Source organism: Bradyrhizobium sp. Arg237L, assembly GCF_029990105.1.
Classification (GTDB): domain Bacteria; phylum Pseudomonadota; class Alphaproteobacteria; order Rhizobiales; family Xanthobacteraceae; genus Bradyrhizobium.
Window position 1 is genome coordinate 1 of record NZ_JAQMIL010000038.1, and the last position, 16494, is coordinate 16494.

Below are 16494 nucleotides of genomic sequence, written 5' to 3' on the forward strand. Positions count from 1 at the left end.
TCGTCAGTCGCACGCATCGCGTCCACCGCATCTCACCGCAACGTTCGTGACGATCGCGAGCCGCCCCTCATTCGCCGTGAGACGCGCGGAGTTTAATCACTGATTTGCCCGACGGCGAAAGCGGAATGTTTTTCGCTGCAGGGCTGGACAGACTTTTGGGTGATTTGCCCGTCGGGTTGATTTGTCGCACCCGTTGCATCCACATCGTCATTGCGAGCCAGCGGGTCGGCGCGTAGCGCCGCCCGATGACGGGCTCCGCGAAACAATCCATAGCGCCGCAAGGGACCACGCGAACTGTTACAATTTATGTACCAGCCTTCTTGGTTACGACCGGCTGCCCAGCTTGTAGAGCCGCTCGCGCCTGGCGAGGCGTCATCCCATAGACACGCTTGAATAAACGGGTGAAGTCGGCGGCCTGCATGTCCAATCCGCAGGTCCAGGCAAGGCGGCCGATTCCGGACGCGTCCGTCGTCCTCAAGGCATCGACGAAACGGCGCAGCCGAACGTCGCGCAGATATCCTGCCACGGTCAGGCCATTCTCCGAGAACAGCTTGTAGAGCTGGGTCCGCGATACGTTGATGCCCCGCCAGATATCATCCGGCGTCAGCTCGGGGCGATGATAGTTCTCCTCGATGTAGGCAATCGCCCGCATGAATTCCTTGCCTGGTCGTGCCTGAAACTGCTCGCCCCGGGATAGCTCACCGCGCAGCAGATGGATGAGGAGTTCGGCCGTCGCCTCCAGCACGATCTCGAAGTCCTGCGCGTCCATCCTCCCGTAGGACTCGAACAGCAACCGCATCTGGGCGCCGATAAAGGGCGCCAGCGGAGCGGAACTGAGAAAGCGAAGAATGAAGCGGTCGTCGGAGAGGTCGGTCTCGAGTGCGGCGACAAGACGCGTTCGCGGCAGGAAAATCGTCGCCATGCGAACCCGGCGCGACCGCGCCGTTACCTCGACCGTGCTTTGGACCATCCCAAGGTCTCCGGCGCTCAGGCTGACGAAATCGGTTGCAGTTTCCTCGCTATATTCTCCGGACAGGACGTAGTCGAATACCACGCCGTCGATCTTGTCGGCCGCGGCGTCCGCTTCGGTTCGCTTTGCCTCCACGCAGGAATTGGATGTCAGCTTGTAGAAAGCGACGTTGTTTCCGACGAGCCATGCCGTGGTGCTGTCGAGCGGCATCCCCTCGGATTCGCCGATGGTTCGGACATAGCTGCGACGAAACAGGTTGGCGTCCGCGAGATAGTCGGCGCCGTTCGCGCGGGGATCAAGGCTGCTTCGCTCTCCGTAGAGGAAGCGCGCGGGGCGCTTCGGTGAGGGCGATTCGGGAGATGTCCGCGAGGAAGCGCGCGGTTCCACTCGATCGTTCGAATCATTAACCATAGACCATCTCACCGCGTGATGAAGTGCAACCCGCGAGGCGTGCGTTCGGATCGTACGCACTGCTACCGAAAACTTCGCATTCCGTCCAAAACTTCATGCTTTCCGTACCAGGGGGTAGCCGCCAGATTGCTCGTGTGTTTGCTGAACAACTTCAGCTTACCGGTCGATCGCTGCCCATGAATCGCGCCTCCCGTCCTGCCTTCAATCAAGTCGTTGGCCTCGTCCAGGCGTCGGAACCGGTCAGGGTTCTCAGCAAGAAAGATCGTCCCGGGCACCGGCATCGCCGCCGGGTCGGCTCTGAGTGGAAGTGGGGCGTTTCGGCCGCTGCACTGCTGCTGAGCCTTGCGCCGTCGCTGGCGTGGGCCGATGCGGTCGGCGACGCGTCCAGCGCGCTGCAAGCCACCATCGTGGCCTACGCGGGCAACCCCAGCGCGACCAACACCGCTGCGATGCAAGCGGCGCTGACGGCCTACAACCAGGCCGTGGCCAGCAACGCCACCACGACCGTCAGCACGCCCACATCGGTCTCGACCATGCAGACCATATCCGGCGCGACGGCGAACTATGTAAATGCGGGCGGCACGCTGACATACTCGGTGAGCGGCAGCGGAGCGAGTGGCGGAGCGATTTATGTGAATTCCGGCGCCTCTTTCTCGATCGGCAGCGCCAGGGCCGATCTGAGCGATGCCGGGGCCAACTCGTCCGTGATCTTCTCCGGCAACTCGGCCACCTATGGCGGCGCGATCTACAACAGCGGCACGGCGACGATTGCCGACAGCAGCTTCTCCAACAACACGACCGTACAGCGGGGTGGCGCGATCTTCAACGCCGGCACGGTCACAATCGCTGACAGCAGCTTCTCCGGCAATTCCGCCGCCTTCTATAGCGCCGCAATCTACAACAACTCCGGCACGGCAACGATCGTCAAAAGCAGGTTCTCGGGCAATTCCGCCCGTAGCGGCAGCGCGATCACCTCCTCCGCCACGGCGATAATTGTCGACAGCAGCTTCTCCGGCAATTCCGCCAGCGTCACCGGCGGCGCGATCTTCAACACCGACACGATGTCGATCTACGGCAGCAGCTTCTCCAACAATTCGGCCACTTATGCCGGCGGTGCAGTCATCAACTATTATCGCACGGTTATCGCCAACAGCAGCTTCGTTGGCAACACGGCCACCTCCTATGGCGGCGCCATCTACAGCGACGCCGACAGCACAACAACGATCGTCGACAGCAGCTTCTCCAGCAATACCGCCGGTAGTCAGGGCGGCGCGATCTTCAACGCCGGCACGATGTCGATCACCGGCAGCAGCTTCTCAAGCAATTCCGCCAGCAGTGCCGGCGGCGCGATCTACAACACCGGCAGGGCAACGATCGCCGACAGCAGCTTCTCCGGCAACGCGAACGGAGCGATCTACAACACTGGCACGGCGTCGATCAGCGGCAGTAGCTTCTCCGGCAATTCGTCCACCACCTATGGTGGCGGCGCGATCTTCAACTTCGGCACGGCAACCATCGTCGACAGCCACTTCTCCAATAATTCCGCCGGCGCCGGTGGCGCGATCTTCAATGAAACGAACCATACGGTGACGATCACCGACAGCAGTTTCTCCGGCAACTCGGCCACCTATGGCGGCGCCATCTTCATCAACGGCACCGCGACGATCACCGGCAGCAGCTTCTCCAACAATTACGCCGCCCATGGTGGCGGCGCCATTTTCGACGCAAGCGGCACGGTGACGATCGCCGACAGCAGCTTCTTCGGCAACACGACCGGCACGCTGGGCGGCGCGGTCTACACCGATTACGGCACGATCAATCTGACGGTCGGCGGAGGCCGGACCTCCATTTTCTCCGGCAATACGGCCAGCGGACAAGCCTCGTCCATCTACTTGAATGGGCCCGCCACGCTCAATGTGAGCGTAGCCTCGGGAGGGGTGCTGGACATGCGCGATCCGATGGGCGGCAGGGCCAACGGCACCCTCGCCATCACCCAAACCGGCGACGGCACCTGGAAGCTCGGCGGCAACAATGTCTTCACCAACTCGGGCGGCCAGACCACCTTCGATGTCGTCGCCGGCAGGCTCTACCTCTATGCCGCCGGCGAGGTCAGCAACGCCACTTCAGCCAACGCCGCTGCCACGGTGACCGCCGGCGCGATCCAACTGGACGGCTCTTCTTCCAGCTTTACCCTGGGCAGCACTGCCACCCTGGTCGCCGCTGGCAACAACAGCATCACCACCGAAGGCAGCATCGTGCTGGCAAACGGCGCCACGCTCCGCGGCGGAACCGCAACGGACAATGCCAATGTCGACGGCGGCGGAGCCCTGATCGCCACCGGCGGCAAGACCTCTCTCACGCTCACCGCGAGCGGCGGTGTCACCCTGCAAGGCAACCTCAACGTCGAAGCGGTCGCCGCCGCCGACACCTTCACCCTGAACGCCGATCTCGCCGACGCCGCGGGATCGACCGGCAGCCTGACCAAGCGTGGGGCGGGCACCGTGGTCCTGACCGGCGACAACAGCTACACGGGGACGACGACGATTGCAGCCGGCACCCTGGCCGTGGATGGCTCCATCGCCTCGAGTGCGCTGACCATCGTCAATGCCGGCGCCACCCTCGCCGGCACCGGCAGCGTGGGCACCACGACGATCAACAGCGGTGGCATTCTCGCCCCCGGCAGAGCGGGCACGATCGGCAGCTTGACTGTCAACGGCAACCTCACCTTCGAGAGCGGCGCGATCTATGCGGCGGATGTTGCCGGGTCCGGCAGCGACCTGACCACGGTGTCGGGCAGAGCCACTCTCAAAGGCGGCACCGTGGTGGTCTCCACACTTGATCCTTCGGTCAGCTACCAGAAAGGCCAGACCGCCACGATCCTGACGGCCGGCACTGGCGTGAGCGGCACCTTCGCGGGCTCCGCCATCTCCTCCGCCTTCCTCACGACCAGCCTCAGCTACACCGCCGATAGCGCCTATCTCACCGTTGCCCTGGCCCCAACGAACACAGATGGCTCGGGCAACCCGGCCATTTTCGAGACGGTTGCCCACACCGCGAACCAGTACCGCACGGCGGTTGCACTCGACACGCTGGCGCAATCCGGCTCGTCGCTTGCGCTCTACAACAAGCTGCTGTTGCTTGACGCCGGCGAAGCCCGCGGCGCCTACAACGCTCTCGACGGCGAGATCCATGCCAGTCTGAAGAGCGGCCTGATCGAGGACAGCCATTTTGCCCGCGACGCCGTCACCGGCCGGCTGCTCGCCGCCTTCGGCGAGGCGGGCGGATCATCCGCCGACAATGTCCGAAAGCTCAGCGACGGCCTCGCCGTCTGGGGTTCCGGCTATGGTAGCTGGGCCCGGCTCGGCAGCGGAGGCGGCAACGCCGCCAGCCTCGACCGCGCCGCGGGTGGTTTCTTCGTCGGCGCCGACAAGCTCATCGACAACGGCTGGCGGATCGGCGTGATGGGCGGCTATGGCCGCTCATTCTACAGCGTCGATGGACGCGCCTCGTCGGCCGACGTCGACCAGTCCACGCTCGGGGCCTATGCCGGCGCCCGGATCAACGATCTCGGCCTGCATCTCGGCGTGGCCAACACCTGGCATGCGATCGATACCAGCCGCAGCGTCGCCTTCCCCGGTTTCGTCGAAATCGACAAGACCTCCTACAATGCCCGCACCACGCAGATCTTTGGCGATGCCGGCTACACCTTCCATGCCGGCGGGGCCGCCCTTGAACCGTTTGCCGGCTTTGCCTGGGTCAATCTGCACACGAACGGCTATGACGAGAACGGCACCGCCGGCCTGCACGGCGGCGGTGAGACCCAGAACGTCACCTATTCCACGATCGGCCTGCGTGGCGCACTCCCCGTCAGTCTGGGATCGTTCAGCGGCAATCTGCACGGCACGCTCGGCTGGCAGCATGCGTTCGGCGATGTCACGCCGTGGACCACCCACGCCTTTGTCAGCTCCGATGCCTTTACGGTGACAGGCGTGCCGATCGCCCGCGATGCCGCGCTCATCCAGACCGGGCTCGATATCCCCCTCAGCAAGGACGCCACGCTGGGTTTTTCCTATACGGGTCGGCTCGGCGCTCACACCGAGGAAAACGGGCTGTCCGCCCGGTTCCGCCTAACGTTCTGAACATGAACCGCGCCAGGATCGCCGCCGTCCTCTCCGAGACGGGGCGTCCGAAGGACGAGCCCGGAACCCATCCAACAGCAGAGCATGCGGTGAAATGGATTCTCTGATGTGCAGTTGCCGGGGCGCGCGCAGCGCGAGCTATGATGTTGGCTCAGGCCAACACCGCCCGCTTTAATCCCGCGAGGACTCCGATCAAAGCGATGCCGAATATTGAGATCACCGAGGAGTGCCGCGCCTTGATAGAGAGTGCGGCTGGGGCCCCGACCGGACGGCGCCTGCCAAACGGCAACTGGCTCATACCGGTCAACGAGGCAACGTTGGCGGGGCTGCAGCAAGTGCGCCTGCGAGGCGAAACGATCTCGGACTGCATCATTCGCCTCATGATCGTCGCGTTGCATAAGTACGGCCTGCAATAAAGCATCGCAGCCTATGGCTGTTAGATAGTCGTCTTCATCGATCGGCGGTTCTGACGAGACATCACCGCGCACTTCAAGCCGGGACGACGCCGTCATTGCGAGCCAACGGGTCGCAATGACGGGGAGGTTTCTGATTCAACTTTCAAACAGCTTCCGCTGTCGTCGTCCGGCTTGACCGGACGATCCAGTATTCCAGAGGCAGCAGTGCTTGAGCCGAGAAGCCGCCGGTTACCGGATGCCCGCCGGAGCCTGTCATCGGGCTCGCCGAAGGCGAGACCCGGTGGCGGGCATGACGGTGGCCGACGGGTTAAGCGATCTATTTTTGGGCGAAGGTTTTAGCTGATTTGCCCGTCGGGTTGATTGTCGCACCCAAAGCAGCCACATCGTCATTGCGAGCCAACGGGTCGGCGCGTAGCGCCGCCCCGGTGGCTCGCAATGACGGCGAAAGCGGTTACGTGGTCGCCGGCTGCGGCTCTTCCGCGTATTTGTGCGCCAGCCAGGACGACAGCGTTGCCGGCACCAGGCCGACGAGCCCATACAGAATGAACTGCACCGCGCCGGAGTCCGGGCCGCGCGAACCGTAGAGCAATTCGGCTGCGATGAATCCGATTGCGCCAATGGTCAGCATCCGCGCAAACGGATTGATTTTCCGCACGTGCATCAGGATGTCGTCGATCGCCGCCAGCATCAGTGACGGCACGATGCCGAACAGATACGCGTATTGCAGCGTCTTGGCGAAAGCCAGGAAGAACTTTCCGACCTCGTGCACGCCGGTCTCGTTCCAATAACCAGACTGATAGCTGGTCGCGAACAGCAGAATGAGACCACCGATGAGCGGACCGATAGCGGCGAAGATCAGGTAGCGTTTCATGGCGCCTACTCACTGCAAAACAACTCAGCGAGAGGAAAGAACTCCCCTCACTCCCCCCACGCCGCAAACGCGTCGTTGAACGCGCGCTCGCCGGGGGCGCCTTTTTCGATCGCGATGATGGCGCGGCGCTGGTTGGTGTAGACGAGCGGCACGTCGAACCAGGAGCGCTCCTTGAGGAGCTGCAGGTTGCGCGAGCGGTCGGCATCGACGTTGGAGAGGCCGACCAGGAAGAAGCCGTCGGTGACCTTCACCGCCAGGCCTGCGAGCGGCGTGCCGCGGGCCTGCTCGTTGGACTTCATCAGGATGCCCGGCACATTGCCGACGCCGCCGTTCGGGAAATCCTGCGGCAGGATGAAGGTGAGCTCGGCGGTGTGGCTCGCGGGCAAGGACGAGTCGGTGTTGCGGCGGAACGACATCGTCATCTTGAACTTGCGGTCGGGGATCTCGATGTCGGCGCGCACGGCGATGTCGGGTGCCGCGTTGCCCGAAGCCTTGATCGGTTCGGTGCGCCAGATCACCGAGCCCACATATTGCTTGCCCTTGGGATCGCTGGGGTCCTCGTCATAGAGCACGACACGCTGCGCCACCGGTGCAACCGGCTCGCTGGACGACGGCTGGCCGACGCGGTCCGGAATCTTCGGCTTGGTCGCGGGCGTCGCTACATCCTTCGGCGCCTCCACCGAGGGTGACGACTTGAGCAGGCCGCTCACCACCGTGACCGCCTGCTTGCCCCAGAGGATGCCGGCGCCGACCAGGATCAGGATGATGCCGACCGCAATCGCGCTCTTGAACGGGAATGCCGAGCCGAGCCGCGCGCTCTTCTTGACGTTGCGATCGCCGCCATTGCCGAGCCGCGCCCGCGGCTGCGATCCCTGCGGGTAGCGCTCGGCCTCCTCGCTCGACTCGTCATAGGAATAGGGGGCGTCCGGATCGGCGCCGCGATTCTCCATGTTCGGCTCGAGCCGGTCGAACTCCGGCGAGGGAGACGGCACATTGGCGTAGGTCTTGCGCGCATTGCGGTTCGCCTGCGCGGCGGCGCGGCCGAGATCGTCGGCGTCGGCGGCGAGATCGCGGAAGCCACGCAGAGCCGGCGGCTGCGGCGCCGGCGGCGGCGCGCCATTGTTCGCGGCACCGTTATTGTCCGGCCCTCGGCGCGCGCCGGGAGGGCGCTGCGGATCGGGCGTTGGTGGCGCCGGCGGGCGCGGGGTGACCGGCGGCGCCTCGCCACGGAGATTGCGCGGCGGGCGATCCTCGCCGCCAGGCGGACGCGGCGGCGGTGGAGTGCGCGGGCGCGGCGGGGTGGCTGCCGGGGCCGGAGCGCCTTCCGGCGGGCGGGTGGTGGTGGCGGCGGTGGCAGTGGCGCGGCGGAAGGCGTCGCCGCTGCGGGAACCGGTGCCAGGACGGGTGGCCTCGCGGGCGCGCTGGGCGGCCTCCGATTCGACCTTGCGAACGGCCTCTTCGAGCGCCAGGCGCTCGCGGGTGATCTCGGACTCGGAAAGCGGCGGCTGGACGCCGCGGAGCTGCTGGATCAGCGCAGCCCGCGCGCGCTCATAAAGCGCGCGGCGGCTCTCACCGGGAGCATTGGGGTCCAATCCGGCGATGGCGCGGGCAATCAGCGGGTAGTAATCAGCCATTTCCATTCAAATTGGTGGGATATAGGTAATATCCCGTTAAGCCTCGAACGGATTTTGTACCAGAATAGTATCTTCGCGTTCCGGGCTGGTGGAAAGAAGCGCGATCGGACAGCCGACCAATTCTTCCACCCGGCGGACATATTTGATGGCCTGCGCCGGCAGGTCGGCCCAGGACCGGGCGTTCGCCGTCGGCTGCTTCCAGCCCTCGATAGTCTCATAGATCGGCACCACGCGGGCCTGTGCACCCTCGCCCGCCGGCAGGTGGTCGATTTCCTTGCCGTCGAGCTTATAGCCGGTGCAGACCTGTATGGTATCGAATCCATCCAGAATATCGAGCTTTGTCAGCGCCAGCCCCGTGATGCCACAGGTGCGCACCGTCTGGCGCACCAGCACCGCATCGAACCAGCCGGTGCGGCGCTTGCGGCCGGTGTTGACGCCGAATTCCTTGCCACGGCGGCCGATTTCCTCACCGATCTCGTCCGTCAGCTCGGTCGGGAACGGCCCCTGGCCGACACGGGTGGTGTAGGCCTTGCAGATCCCCAGGACATAGCCGACCGCGCCGGGGCCGAGGCCAGCGCCGGTCGCCGCCTGTGCGGCCACCGTGTTGGAGGAAGTGACGTAAGGGTAGGTGCCGTGGTCGACGTCGAGCAGAGCGCCCTGGGCACCCTCGAACAGGATGCGCTTGCCCTCGCGGCGCTTGAGGTCGAGCAGGCGCCAGACGGTTTCCGCATAGGGCAGGATCTTCGGCGCCAGCGCCGTCAGCTCGCGCAGGATGCCCTTGCCGTCGACCTCCTCGAGATTGAGGCCGCGGCGCAGCGCGTTGTGGTGCGCCAGCAGGCGGTCGATCTTGTGCGGCAGGGTGTCGAGATCGGCGAGGTCCATCAGGCGAATGGCGCGGCGGCCGACCTTGTCCTCATAGGCCGGGCCGATGCCGCGGCGGGTGGTGCCGATCGCGGTCACGGCGTTGGATGATTCGCGAAGTGCATCGAGATCGCGGTGCAGCGGCAGGATCAGCGTGACATTCTCGGCGATTCGTAAGTTATCCGGGCTGACCGCCACGCCCTGCCCCTTCAGCCGCTCGACCTCGTCCAGGAAGGCCTGCGGATCGAACACGACGCCGTTGCCGATCACGGCCAGCTTCGACGGCCGCAGCACGCCCGACGGCAACAGCGCGAGCTTGTAGGTCTCGCCATTGATGACAAGCGTATGGCCGGCATTGTGACCGCCCTGGAAGCGCACGACGATGTCGGCCTGCTCCGACAACCAGTCGACGATCTTGCCCTTCCCTTCGTCGCCCCACTGGGCGCCGACCACGACAACATTGGCCATTTCGCAAGCGTTCCCTGCAACACTTCAAGGTTCGATCATGATCACAGCGGAAAAGCGGTGCCGAACTTTCCGGATCATGGTTTAAGCTGCCCGGCCGAAATCACGGCGGTGGCCGCTCGCACACAGGTCGCTAACCCGATAAAGGAAGCGCTACGCTTAAGCAAGCAAGAAGGGTAGTTTTTGCGCCGTTTCGACGATCTCCAAGCCTTTGATATCCCCGGAAAATTTGTGGCCGCCGCAAGGCAGGGCCGGATCATGGACAAGGTTTAAGGGAACAGCCAGCCAGATGTCCAGGAGCACGCGCGCCACCGAGACGCTGGCAAAGCTCGGCGTGACATTCACCCTGCACGCTTATGACTATGATCCTGACGCCGAGAGCATCGGCCTGCAGGCCGCCGAGGCGCTGGGGGTGGCACCCAAACGGATGCTGAAGACGCTGATGGCGGAGGTCGACGGCAAGCCGGTCTGCGCCGTGGTGCCGTCGGACTGCGAGGTCAGCATGAAGAAGCTCGCGAGCGCTTTCGGCGGCAAGACCGCGAAGATGATGCGGCCGGCCGATGCCGAGCGGCTGACCGGCTACCATGTCGGCGGTATCAGCCCGTTCGGGCAGAAGAAGCGCGTGCCAATCGCGATCGAACAGGCGGCGCTTAACGAGACGAGCGTGTTCGTCAATGGCGGCCAGCGCGGCCTGCAAATCGAGCTTGCGCCCGACGATGCCGTGAAGGCTGTCGGCGCGATCGTACGGCCGCTGACGGCGTAAGGTGAGGCTCAGGCTGTCGCGTGCTTGAGCGTCAGCACCTCGCCGCGCTTCGAGAGCAGCGAGAACACCAGCGACAGCGGCGCCATTGCCGCCAGCAGCGCGGCGCCCGCGATCAGCGCGGCCGACGGGTTGCCCCAGGCATCCTGCAGCCGGCCGGCGGCGGAAGGTCCGATCGCCATCAGGATGTAGAAGCAGGTGAAGAACAGGCCGAAGCCAAGCGAGCGGTCGCGCGGCGCGAGCACGCGCGTCGGCAGTGACAGGATCGCGCCGGACAATGGGCCGATGGCGACGCCGAAGACCAGGCAGGCGATCGTTGGATGGATGTTTGCGACGAACAGCGCCAGCGCCAGCGCCGCCAGAAGTCCGCAAGCAATGATCGCTGCGACCGGCCGCCCCGACCGCTCGACCAGATAGCCGCCGGCGGGAATGGCAATGATGGTGAACCAGATCGCGAGGCTGACCAGCGAGGCCGCGCCCGTCGGGCTCGAGCCGTGCGCCACCATCAATGGCGGCGCATAGCTGAAGAACAGCACGCAGGCGAGATTCATCGCGCCCCAGATGACGCCCGCGACCAGGACCGGGACCAGGGTCCTGACCGGCAGGCCGGTGCGCGCGGCCGCCGCGGCAGTCTCTGCCTGAACGGGACTCCGCGGCAGCAATGCGAAGGCGCCGAGCACGACCAGGGCCAACATCGCGCTCGACGCCATCACCGCCGGCCACCCCAGCGATTGTGCCAGATAGGTCTGCGCCGGCAGCGCGAGCATCGCGCCGAACGGCCAGCTCATCTGCAACAGCGACATCGCCAGCACGATCTCGCGGCCGGCGAACCAGTCGGTCGTCATCTTGGTGGCGACCAGGATTACGATGGTGGCGCCGACGCCACCGATCACGCGCGCGACCAGCGCAGCGGCGAAGCTGTCGCAATAGGACAGAGCGACGCCCGACACCGCCATCAGCGCCAGCCCGCCGAGCCCGAGCGTCGTCTCGCGCACGCGCTGGCCGATCAGGCCGGCCGGAAAGGCGACGACGATTCCGGGCAACAGATAAGCGCCGAGCAGCATGCCGAGCTGGACGTAGCTGAGCGCCAGATCGTGCATCAGGAAGTTGGTCGTGGATCCGACCGACTGGAATTGAAACCCGGTCGCCGCGCGCGCCGCGAACAGCACTGCAAGCACGATCCATCTGCGGGGCATCTCTGCCTCCCGATCAATCCTGGAGGTCGCCGCTGACGAGATTAAGGCTGACAGCGTCGGAGAATTCGGACAGTTCGTCTTCTGATATCTCATGCAGCGAGAGCTGGAGCTGCATGATCGCGAGATCGACGAGGTGGCCGGCAAAGGACAGCCCGCCGGAAACCAGAATGTTACGCTGTTCGGTCAGTACCGGAATCACGTTACGCAAGCGACGGGCCCTCAATTCATCCATATCGATGCCCTCTCAGAGGCCGCTGCGCGGTCGCGACCAGCCAGTGGGCGGTGGTGGCGACGTCGGCGAACAACTCGATCGCCTTCGTCGCGACAAGGTGCACTGAACCAGGATCGGCATCGCGCCGCTGCCGGCTCGCGGCTGCATCGGTCAGGAAGGTGACGCGATGGCCGCGGTGTGAAGCGTCGATGGCGGTGGCAAGGCAGACCTCTTCCGCCGCCAGACCGCCGATCGCAAAGCTGCCGATCCGCGAGACGACGTCCTCGAACAGCGGATTGGCGTAGCAGGAAGGCTGCCTGCGCTCGAACACCATGTCCGCGCGCTTCGGCTCGAGACCCATGATCCAGCGCGACTGCGCCTTCCTGTCGACGAGATCCAAGCCTTCAGCCCGCCGCGTGAAGGCGATCGGCATCCCGGCATTGCGGGCGTGCTGGATCGCGGCCCTGCAGCTTTCCAGCGAGCGCTCGAGATCGTCAGCGCAACCCGCCGCCCCGCGGAAATAGGCCTCCTCCTGCAGGTCCACCATGACCAACAGCCGGCTGTTGGAAGCGCCAACATAGGGTTTGAGGTCGATCACCGGGGCCATGGCGGTCACATCGCGGCCGGCTGCGCCGCCGGGCCGCGGCCGGCGGACATTTCCAGGATGCCGGGAACGTCCCACTGTCCCTCGGGGCGGATCAGGACGTAAGGATCCTCGCCAAGGGTGATGCGCTGCGGATGCCGCTCGGTCTGAAGCTTGACCTCGACATAGTCGAAATCGGAGAACACGAATTCGCGCGAGCCAGACATGCGCTCGAAGCCGCGCTGCTCCCAGAAGCCGAGCAATCGCTTCTGCGCATGCGCATAGAGGACGTTGTAACCCTTCTTGCGGCAGAGCTCGATCGCGGCATCGACGATGCGCCCGGCGATGCCGCTGCTGCGGCTTTCGCTGCGCACCGCCAGCCGCTCCAGCTTGGCGAAATCGGCGAAGTAGCGGATCCGCAGGCAGCCGACCGGCTCGCGGCCCTGATGGCAGATCAGATGCGTCGCGGAGAAATCATTGCCGTCGAATTCCTCCTCGAACGGGCAATGCTGCTCGCCCATGTAGACGGCGCTGCGGATCGCCATCACGCGCGCCATCTCGTCCATCGAGCGCACCACCCGCACCGAAATCGGATCCGGCGGCACCGGCTTCGGCGGCGGCATCTCGTGCGAGCGATCGAGCATCTGCAGATGCGGCGCGAACAATCCGTCATAGCGGGCGCCCGGAGTGAACCCGAGCGGCTCGAGCACGCGCAGGCCTTCCTTGGTGATCGGGCGCGAATAGATGTTGATGCCCTGGTAGAGCGGGGTCGAGAATTTCTGCAGCACCAGCGGGATCGCAGCGACCGTCGGCCCCTTGGCGTGGATGCACCAGACATAGATGCCCGCCGGCCGCTCCGACTGCCGCGTGACGAAGGCGAGATCGGGATTCTTGGTATCGAGCCGTCCGTCGATCAAGCGGCGCGTGCCTTCCTGCGTCAGCGGCAGCACCGCGAGGAAACCTTCGCCCTTCGGCGCGGCAATGTCGAACTGATCACGCCGCGCGATCGCCCAGAACGCGTCCGGATTATGGTTGGCGACGGTCTGAACGACGCGGTTGGTGGTCAGTCCCGGAATATCTTCCCTCGCCGCATCCATCAGCGCCGCAATCCCGGCGGCATCGACGGTGAAAATCACCGTGCGTTTCGCCAATTGCAGCATGGTCATCTTGTCGAGCGAACGGGCGGGACCCGCCCCCTGACGCCTGGTGGCGGCTTTGCGAATAAAATCGAGGTCCAGAGCAGTCATCGATCATCTCTCGCGGTTGTGGTTTTGCCGCGTTTCTGCCAAGAATAGAGGGGTGTTCCCGTTAAGCTAAAAGGCGACAAACGAGGCGATTTGTATGCACTCACCTGAGCGCAGGGGTGTTCACCACCGTGCACACCCCCCGGGCCGCATCGCCCAGTGGGATTCGGTGCGGATCTTCCTTGAGGTTGCACGGATCGGCAGCTTCCGCGCTGCAGCCCTCGAGCTGAACGCTTCGGCCAACTTCCTGCGCAAGCAGATCCTGCAACTAGAGAGTGCCTATAAAACGACATTGATCACCCGCCATGTCGACGGCGTGCGGCTGACGCCAGAGGGCGAGAAGGTGCTGGAGGCGGCGCGACGGATGGAAGAAGCCGCCTTCGGCCTCGACCGCGCGCTGAGCCAGACCACGCCGGCGCTCTCGGGCGAGGTGCGCTTTGCCATCACCGAAGGTCTCGGCACCTTCTGGGTCGCGCCGCGGCTGATCGAATTCCAGCGCGTCTATCCGGGGCTGCTCGTCGATCTCAAATGCGAGATGCGCTCCGCCGACGTGCTCAGGCTCGAGGCCGACGTCGCGGTGCAGCTCGAAGAGCCCGACAAGCCCGACCTGAAGCGCGTCAAGATCGGCCGTCTCCACGTCATGCCGTTCGTCAGCCCGTCCTATGTCGAGATCTACGGCATGCCGAAGGACCAGGACGACATCCGGCAGAACCACCGCATCGTGCTGCAGGACGCCGACCAGACCCGCGCGCAGCAGATGTACGAGCAATATGCCGGCCGCGAGCAGGTCGGCTTCGTCGCCATGCGCAACAATGTCAGCAGCGCCCATGTCTGGGCGGTCGCCAAGGGTGCCGGCATCGGCTGGCTGCCGACCTATGTGCCGGCGGTCGCGGGGCCTTTGATCCCGCTCGACATCGGCATCAATTTCTCGCTCGACATCTGGCTTGCCTATCACCCCGACGCCAAGCGGATTCCGCGCGTCAAGCAGTTGATCGACTGGACCATCCAGGCCTTCGATGGCCGGAAGTATCCGTGGTTCCGCGACGAGTTCGTGCATCCCAACGATCTGCAGAAAACCTACAAGGGGGAGCCACTGGTAAATCTGTTCGCAGGCTTCGTGAACGAAACACGCTCCAAGATCGGCTGAGCAACCCAATGAGCAAATCGACCGACGGGTACATCGATCAATTGGTGCAGGCCAAGTGGCGCGAGATCGGATTATCGCAGTCCGACCTTGCGGAAGTGCTGGGAGCAACGCCCCCGCCCCCGCCACGGACGGAGCGCACAAACGGCCGGGATGCGGTTGATATCGAGCGCCTGCGCCAGGTGGCGAGCGCGCTCGGCGTCTCCGTCGATCTCTTCAACGGCCGCGCCGCCAGCGCCGCCGCCCGGGCGCGGCGGCTGCCCGAGCCGGGCTCCGCATCGCTGCAGTCGCTGCTCGAGCTGCGCCTGTTGCGGCTGTTTCGTGAATTGCATGACGTCGATACGAAACGGATCCTCATCGAACTCACCGCACAGATCGTCAAGCGCCAGGCCGATCCTTCCGGCGAGGCCGGCTGACGCTGCCCCTCCGCGCGCCGGCGCCCCGCGAAGCAGTCACCGAAACTAGCCGACAGGCTTGCCGGGATAGAGCCCGCGCATGGTCGAGATGCAGCCAACAGCATTGCCGTCGCCGTAAAATCCGTGTCTGTGGCCTCGGCCGGGTCCTCTCACATTCCGGCCCGGCGCGTGAACCCGCCGGGCGGGCCACGGCGCCATGAACCGGGCCCGACGCATGTCTGCTTCCGAGACCACCTCTCCCGCCGGCTCCGGCAACTGGCTGGCCAACCAGCCCTACCTCTTGCTCAGCTTCACCGCGCTGTTCTGGGCCGGCAACGCCATCGTCGGCCGCCTCGCCGCCGGCCATATTGCGCCGGTGACGCTCTCCTTCTTGCGCTGGTCGCTGGCGTTCCTCTTGATCCTCCCCTGGGCCTGGCCGCACCTGAAGCAGGACTGGCCGGCGATCCGCGGCCGTCTCGGCCTGATGGTGTTGCTCTCGCTGACGGGGATCGGCGTCTTCAACACCATGCAGTACTGGGCGCTCGAATATACCCAGGCGCTGAACACGCTGCTGCTGCAATCGGCGGCGCCGCTGATCATCGCGGTGTGGTCGCTGGTCCTGCTCGGCGTGCGGCTAACGGCAGCGCAAGCATTCGGCGTTCTGCTGTCGCTTGCGGGCGTGCTGGTGATCATCCTGCACGGCGACCTCACCGCACTGTCGAAGGTCGAGTTCAACAAGGGCGACCTGATCTTCATCACGGCGCTCACGATCTTCGGGATCTATTCGGTGCTGTCGCTGAAGCGACCGGAGATCCACGGCCTGTCATTCGTCGCCTTCACCTTCGGCTGCGGCGCAGCCTGCCTGATACCGTTCCTGGTCTGGGAATTGCTGACACGCCCGGTGATGCAGTTCAACGTGAGCAACCTGCTCTCGCTGATCTATGTCGCGGTGTTTCCCTCGACGCTGGCCTATCTCTGCTTCAACCGCGGCGTCCAGTTGATCGGCGCCAACCGCACGGCGCCGTTCTTCCATGTGGTGCCGGTGTTCGGCACCGTGTTGTCGATCATCTTCCTCGGCGAGCATCCGCAACTGTTCCACTTCATCGGCTTTGCGCTGGTGCTGTCAGGCGTGTTCGTCGCCTCGCGCAAGCCGAAGCCGGCCTAGGGCGTTTTGGAGCGAAGTGGACACCGGTT

General features: G+C 64.9%; 14 protein-coding genes. 6 read left to right on the forward strand and 8 right to left on the reverse strand.

Annotated elements, in window-relative coordinates; all coding sequences use genetic code 11:
* Positions 1–304: 304 nt before the first annotated feature.
* Positions 305–1180 carry a helix-turn-helix domain-containing protein gene (locus tag OZ411_RS22730; protein ID WP_282529735.1) on the reverse strand — a complete coding sequence of 292 codons (876 nt, stop codon included), beginning with the start codon at positions 1178–1180 and terminating at the stop codon, positions 305–307.
* Between the two features lie 377 nt (positions 1181–1557).
* On the opposite strand from OZ411_RS22730, the gene OZ411_RS22735 reads away from it, so the two are divergent.
* Positions 1558–5520, forward strand: a complete 3963-nt coding sequence (locus tag OZ411_RS22735) for an autotransporter domain-containing protein (protein ID WP_282529736.1) — start codon at positions 1558–1560, stop codon at positions 5518–5520.
* A gap of 143 nt (positions 5521–5663) precedes the next feature.
* The gene (locus tag OZ411_RS22740) at positions 5664–5936 is read left to right on the forward strand and encodes a hypothetical protein (protein ID WP_282529737.1); all 273 of its coding nucleotides are present in this window, start codon (positions 5664–5666) and stop codon (positions 5934–5936) included.
* 451 nt (positions 5937–6387) lie between these two features.
* Here the strand turns inward: OZ411_RS22740 and OZ411_RS22745 are convergent, their stop codons facing one another.
* The 3 genes from OZ411_RS22745 to OZ411_RS22755 are packed head-to-tail and all read right to left on the reverse strand — an operon-like array spanning position 6388 to position 9770.
* On the reverse strand, positions 6388–6807 hold the full coding sequence (locus OZ411_RS22745; protein ID WP_282529738.1) for a DUF5413 family protein: 420 nt from the start codon (positions 6805–6807) through the stop codon (positions 6388–6390).
* Positions 6808–6854: 47 nt separating this feature from the next.
* A complete protein-coding gene (locus OZ411_RS22750) occupies positions 6855–8441 on the reverse strand; it encodes a hypothetical protein (RefSeq protein WP_282529739.1) in 1587 nt (528 codons plus the stop codon).
* A 36-nt stretch (positions 8442–8477) separates the two neighbouring features.
* Entirely contained in the window at positions 8478–9770 is a 1293-nt protein-coding gene (locus OZ411_RS22755) for an adenylosuccinate synthase (RefSeq protein WP_282529740.1), read from the reverse strand.
* 286 nt (positions 9771–10056) lie between these two features.
* Here OZ411_RS22755 and ybaK point away from each other — a divergent pair, with 286 nt between their 5' ends.
* Positions 10057–10530, forward strand: a complete 474-nt coding sequence (gene ybaK, locus OZ411_RS22760) for a Cys-tRNA(Pro) deacylase (protein WP_282529741.1) — start codon at positions 10057–10059, stop codon at positions 10528–10530.
* A gap of 8 nt (positions 10531–10538) precedes the next feature.
* On the opposite strand, the gene OZ411_RS22765 is transcribed toward ybaK, so the two are convergent.
* From OZ411_RS22765 to OZ411_RS43375, 4 genes are read right to left on the reverse strand one after another with little or no spacing between them, the layout of a single operon-like run.
* A complete protein-coding gene (locus OZ411_RS22765; RefSeq protein WP_282529742.1) occupies positions 10539–11723 on the reverse strand; it encodes an MFS transporter in 1185 nt (394 codons plus the stop codon).
* A gap of 13 nt (positions 11724–11736) precedes the next feature.
* Positions 11737–11955: a hypothetical protein gene (locus tag OZ411_RS22770; RefSeq protein WP_130579376.1), complete on the reverse strand. Its 219-nt coding sequence runs from the start codon at positions 11953–11955 to the stop codon at positions 11737–11739.
* Complete coding sequence (locus tag OZ411_RS22775; protein ID WP_282529743.1) at positions 11948–12541, reverse strand: isochorismatase family protein; 594 nt, start codon at positions 12539–12541, stop codon at positions 11948–11950. Before OZ411_RS22775 ends, OZ411_RS22770 begins: the two co-directional genes overlap by 8 nt.
* Before the next feature lie 5 nt (positions 12542–12546).
* Positions 12547–13764 carry a GNAT family N-acetyltransferase gene (locus OZ411_RS43375; RefSeq protein WP_349017029.1) on the reverse strand — a complete coding sequence of 406 codons (1218 nt, stop codon included), beginning with the start codon at positions 13762–13764 and terminating at the stop codon, positions 12547–12549.
* A 166-nt stretch (positions 13765–13930) separates the two neighbouring features.
* Here OZ411_RS43375 and OZ411_RS22785 point away from each other — a divergent pair, with 166 nt between their 5' ends.
* From OZ411_RS22785 to OZ411_RS22795, 3 genes are all read left to right on the forward strand, one after another.
* A complete protein-coding gene (locus tag OZ411_RS22785; protein WP_282529744.1) occupies positions 13931–14908 on the forward strand; it encodes a LysR family transcriptional regulator in 978 nt (325 codons plus the stop codon).
* Between the two features lie 8 nt (positions 14909–14916).
* Entirely contained in the window at positions 14917–15321 is a 405-nt protein-coding gene (locus tag OZ411_RS22790; protein WP_130579381.1) for a helix-turn-helix transcriptional regulator, read from the forward strand.
* A gap of 214 nt (positions 15322–15535) precedes the next feature.
* Positions 15536–16465 carry a DMT family transporter gene (locus OZ411_RS22795; protein WP_282529745.1) on the forward strand — a complete coding sequence of 310 codons (930 nt, stop codon included), beginning with the start codon at positions 15536–15538 and terminating at the stop codon, positions 16463–16465.
* The last annotated feature ends 29 nt before the right edge of the window (positions 16466–16494 follow it).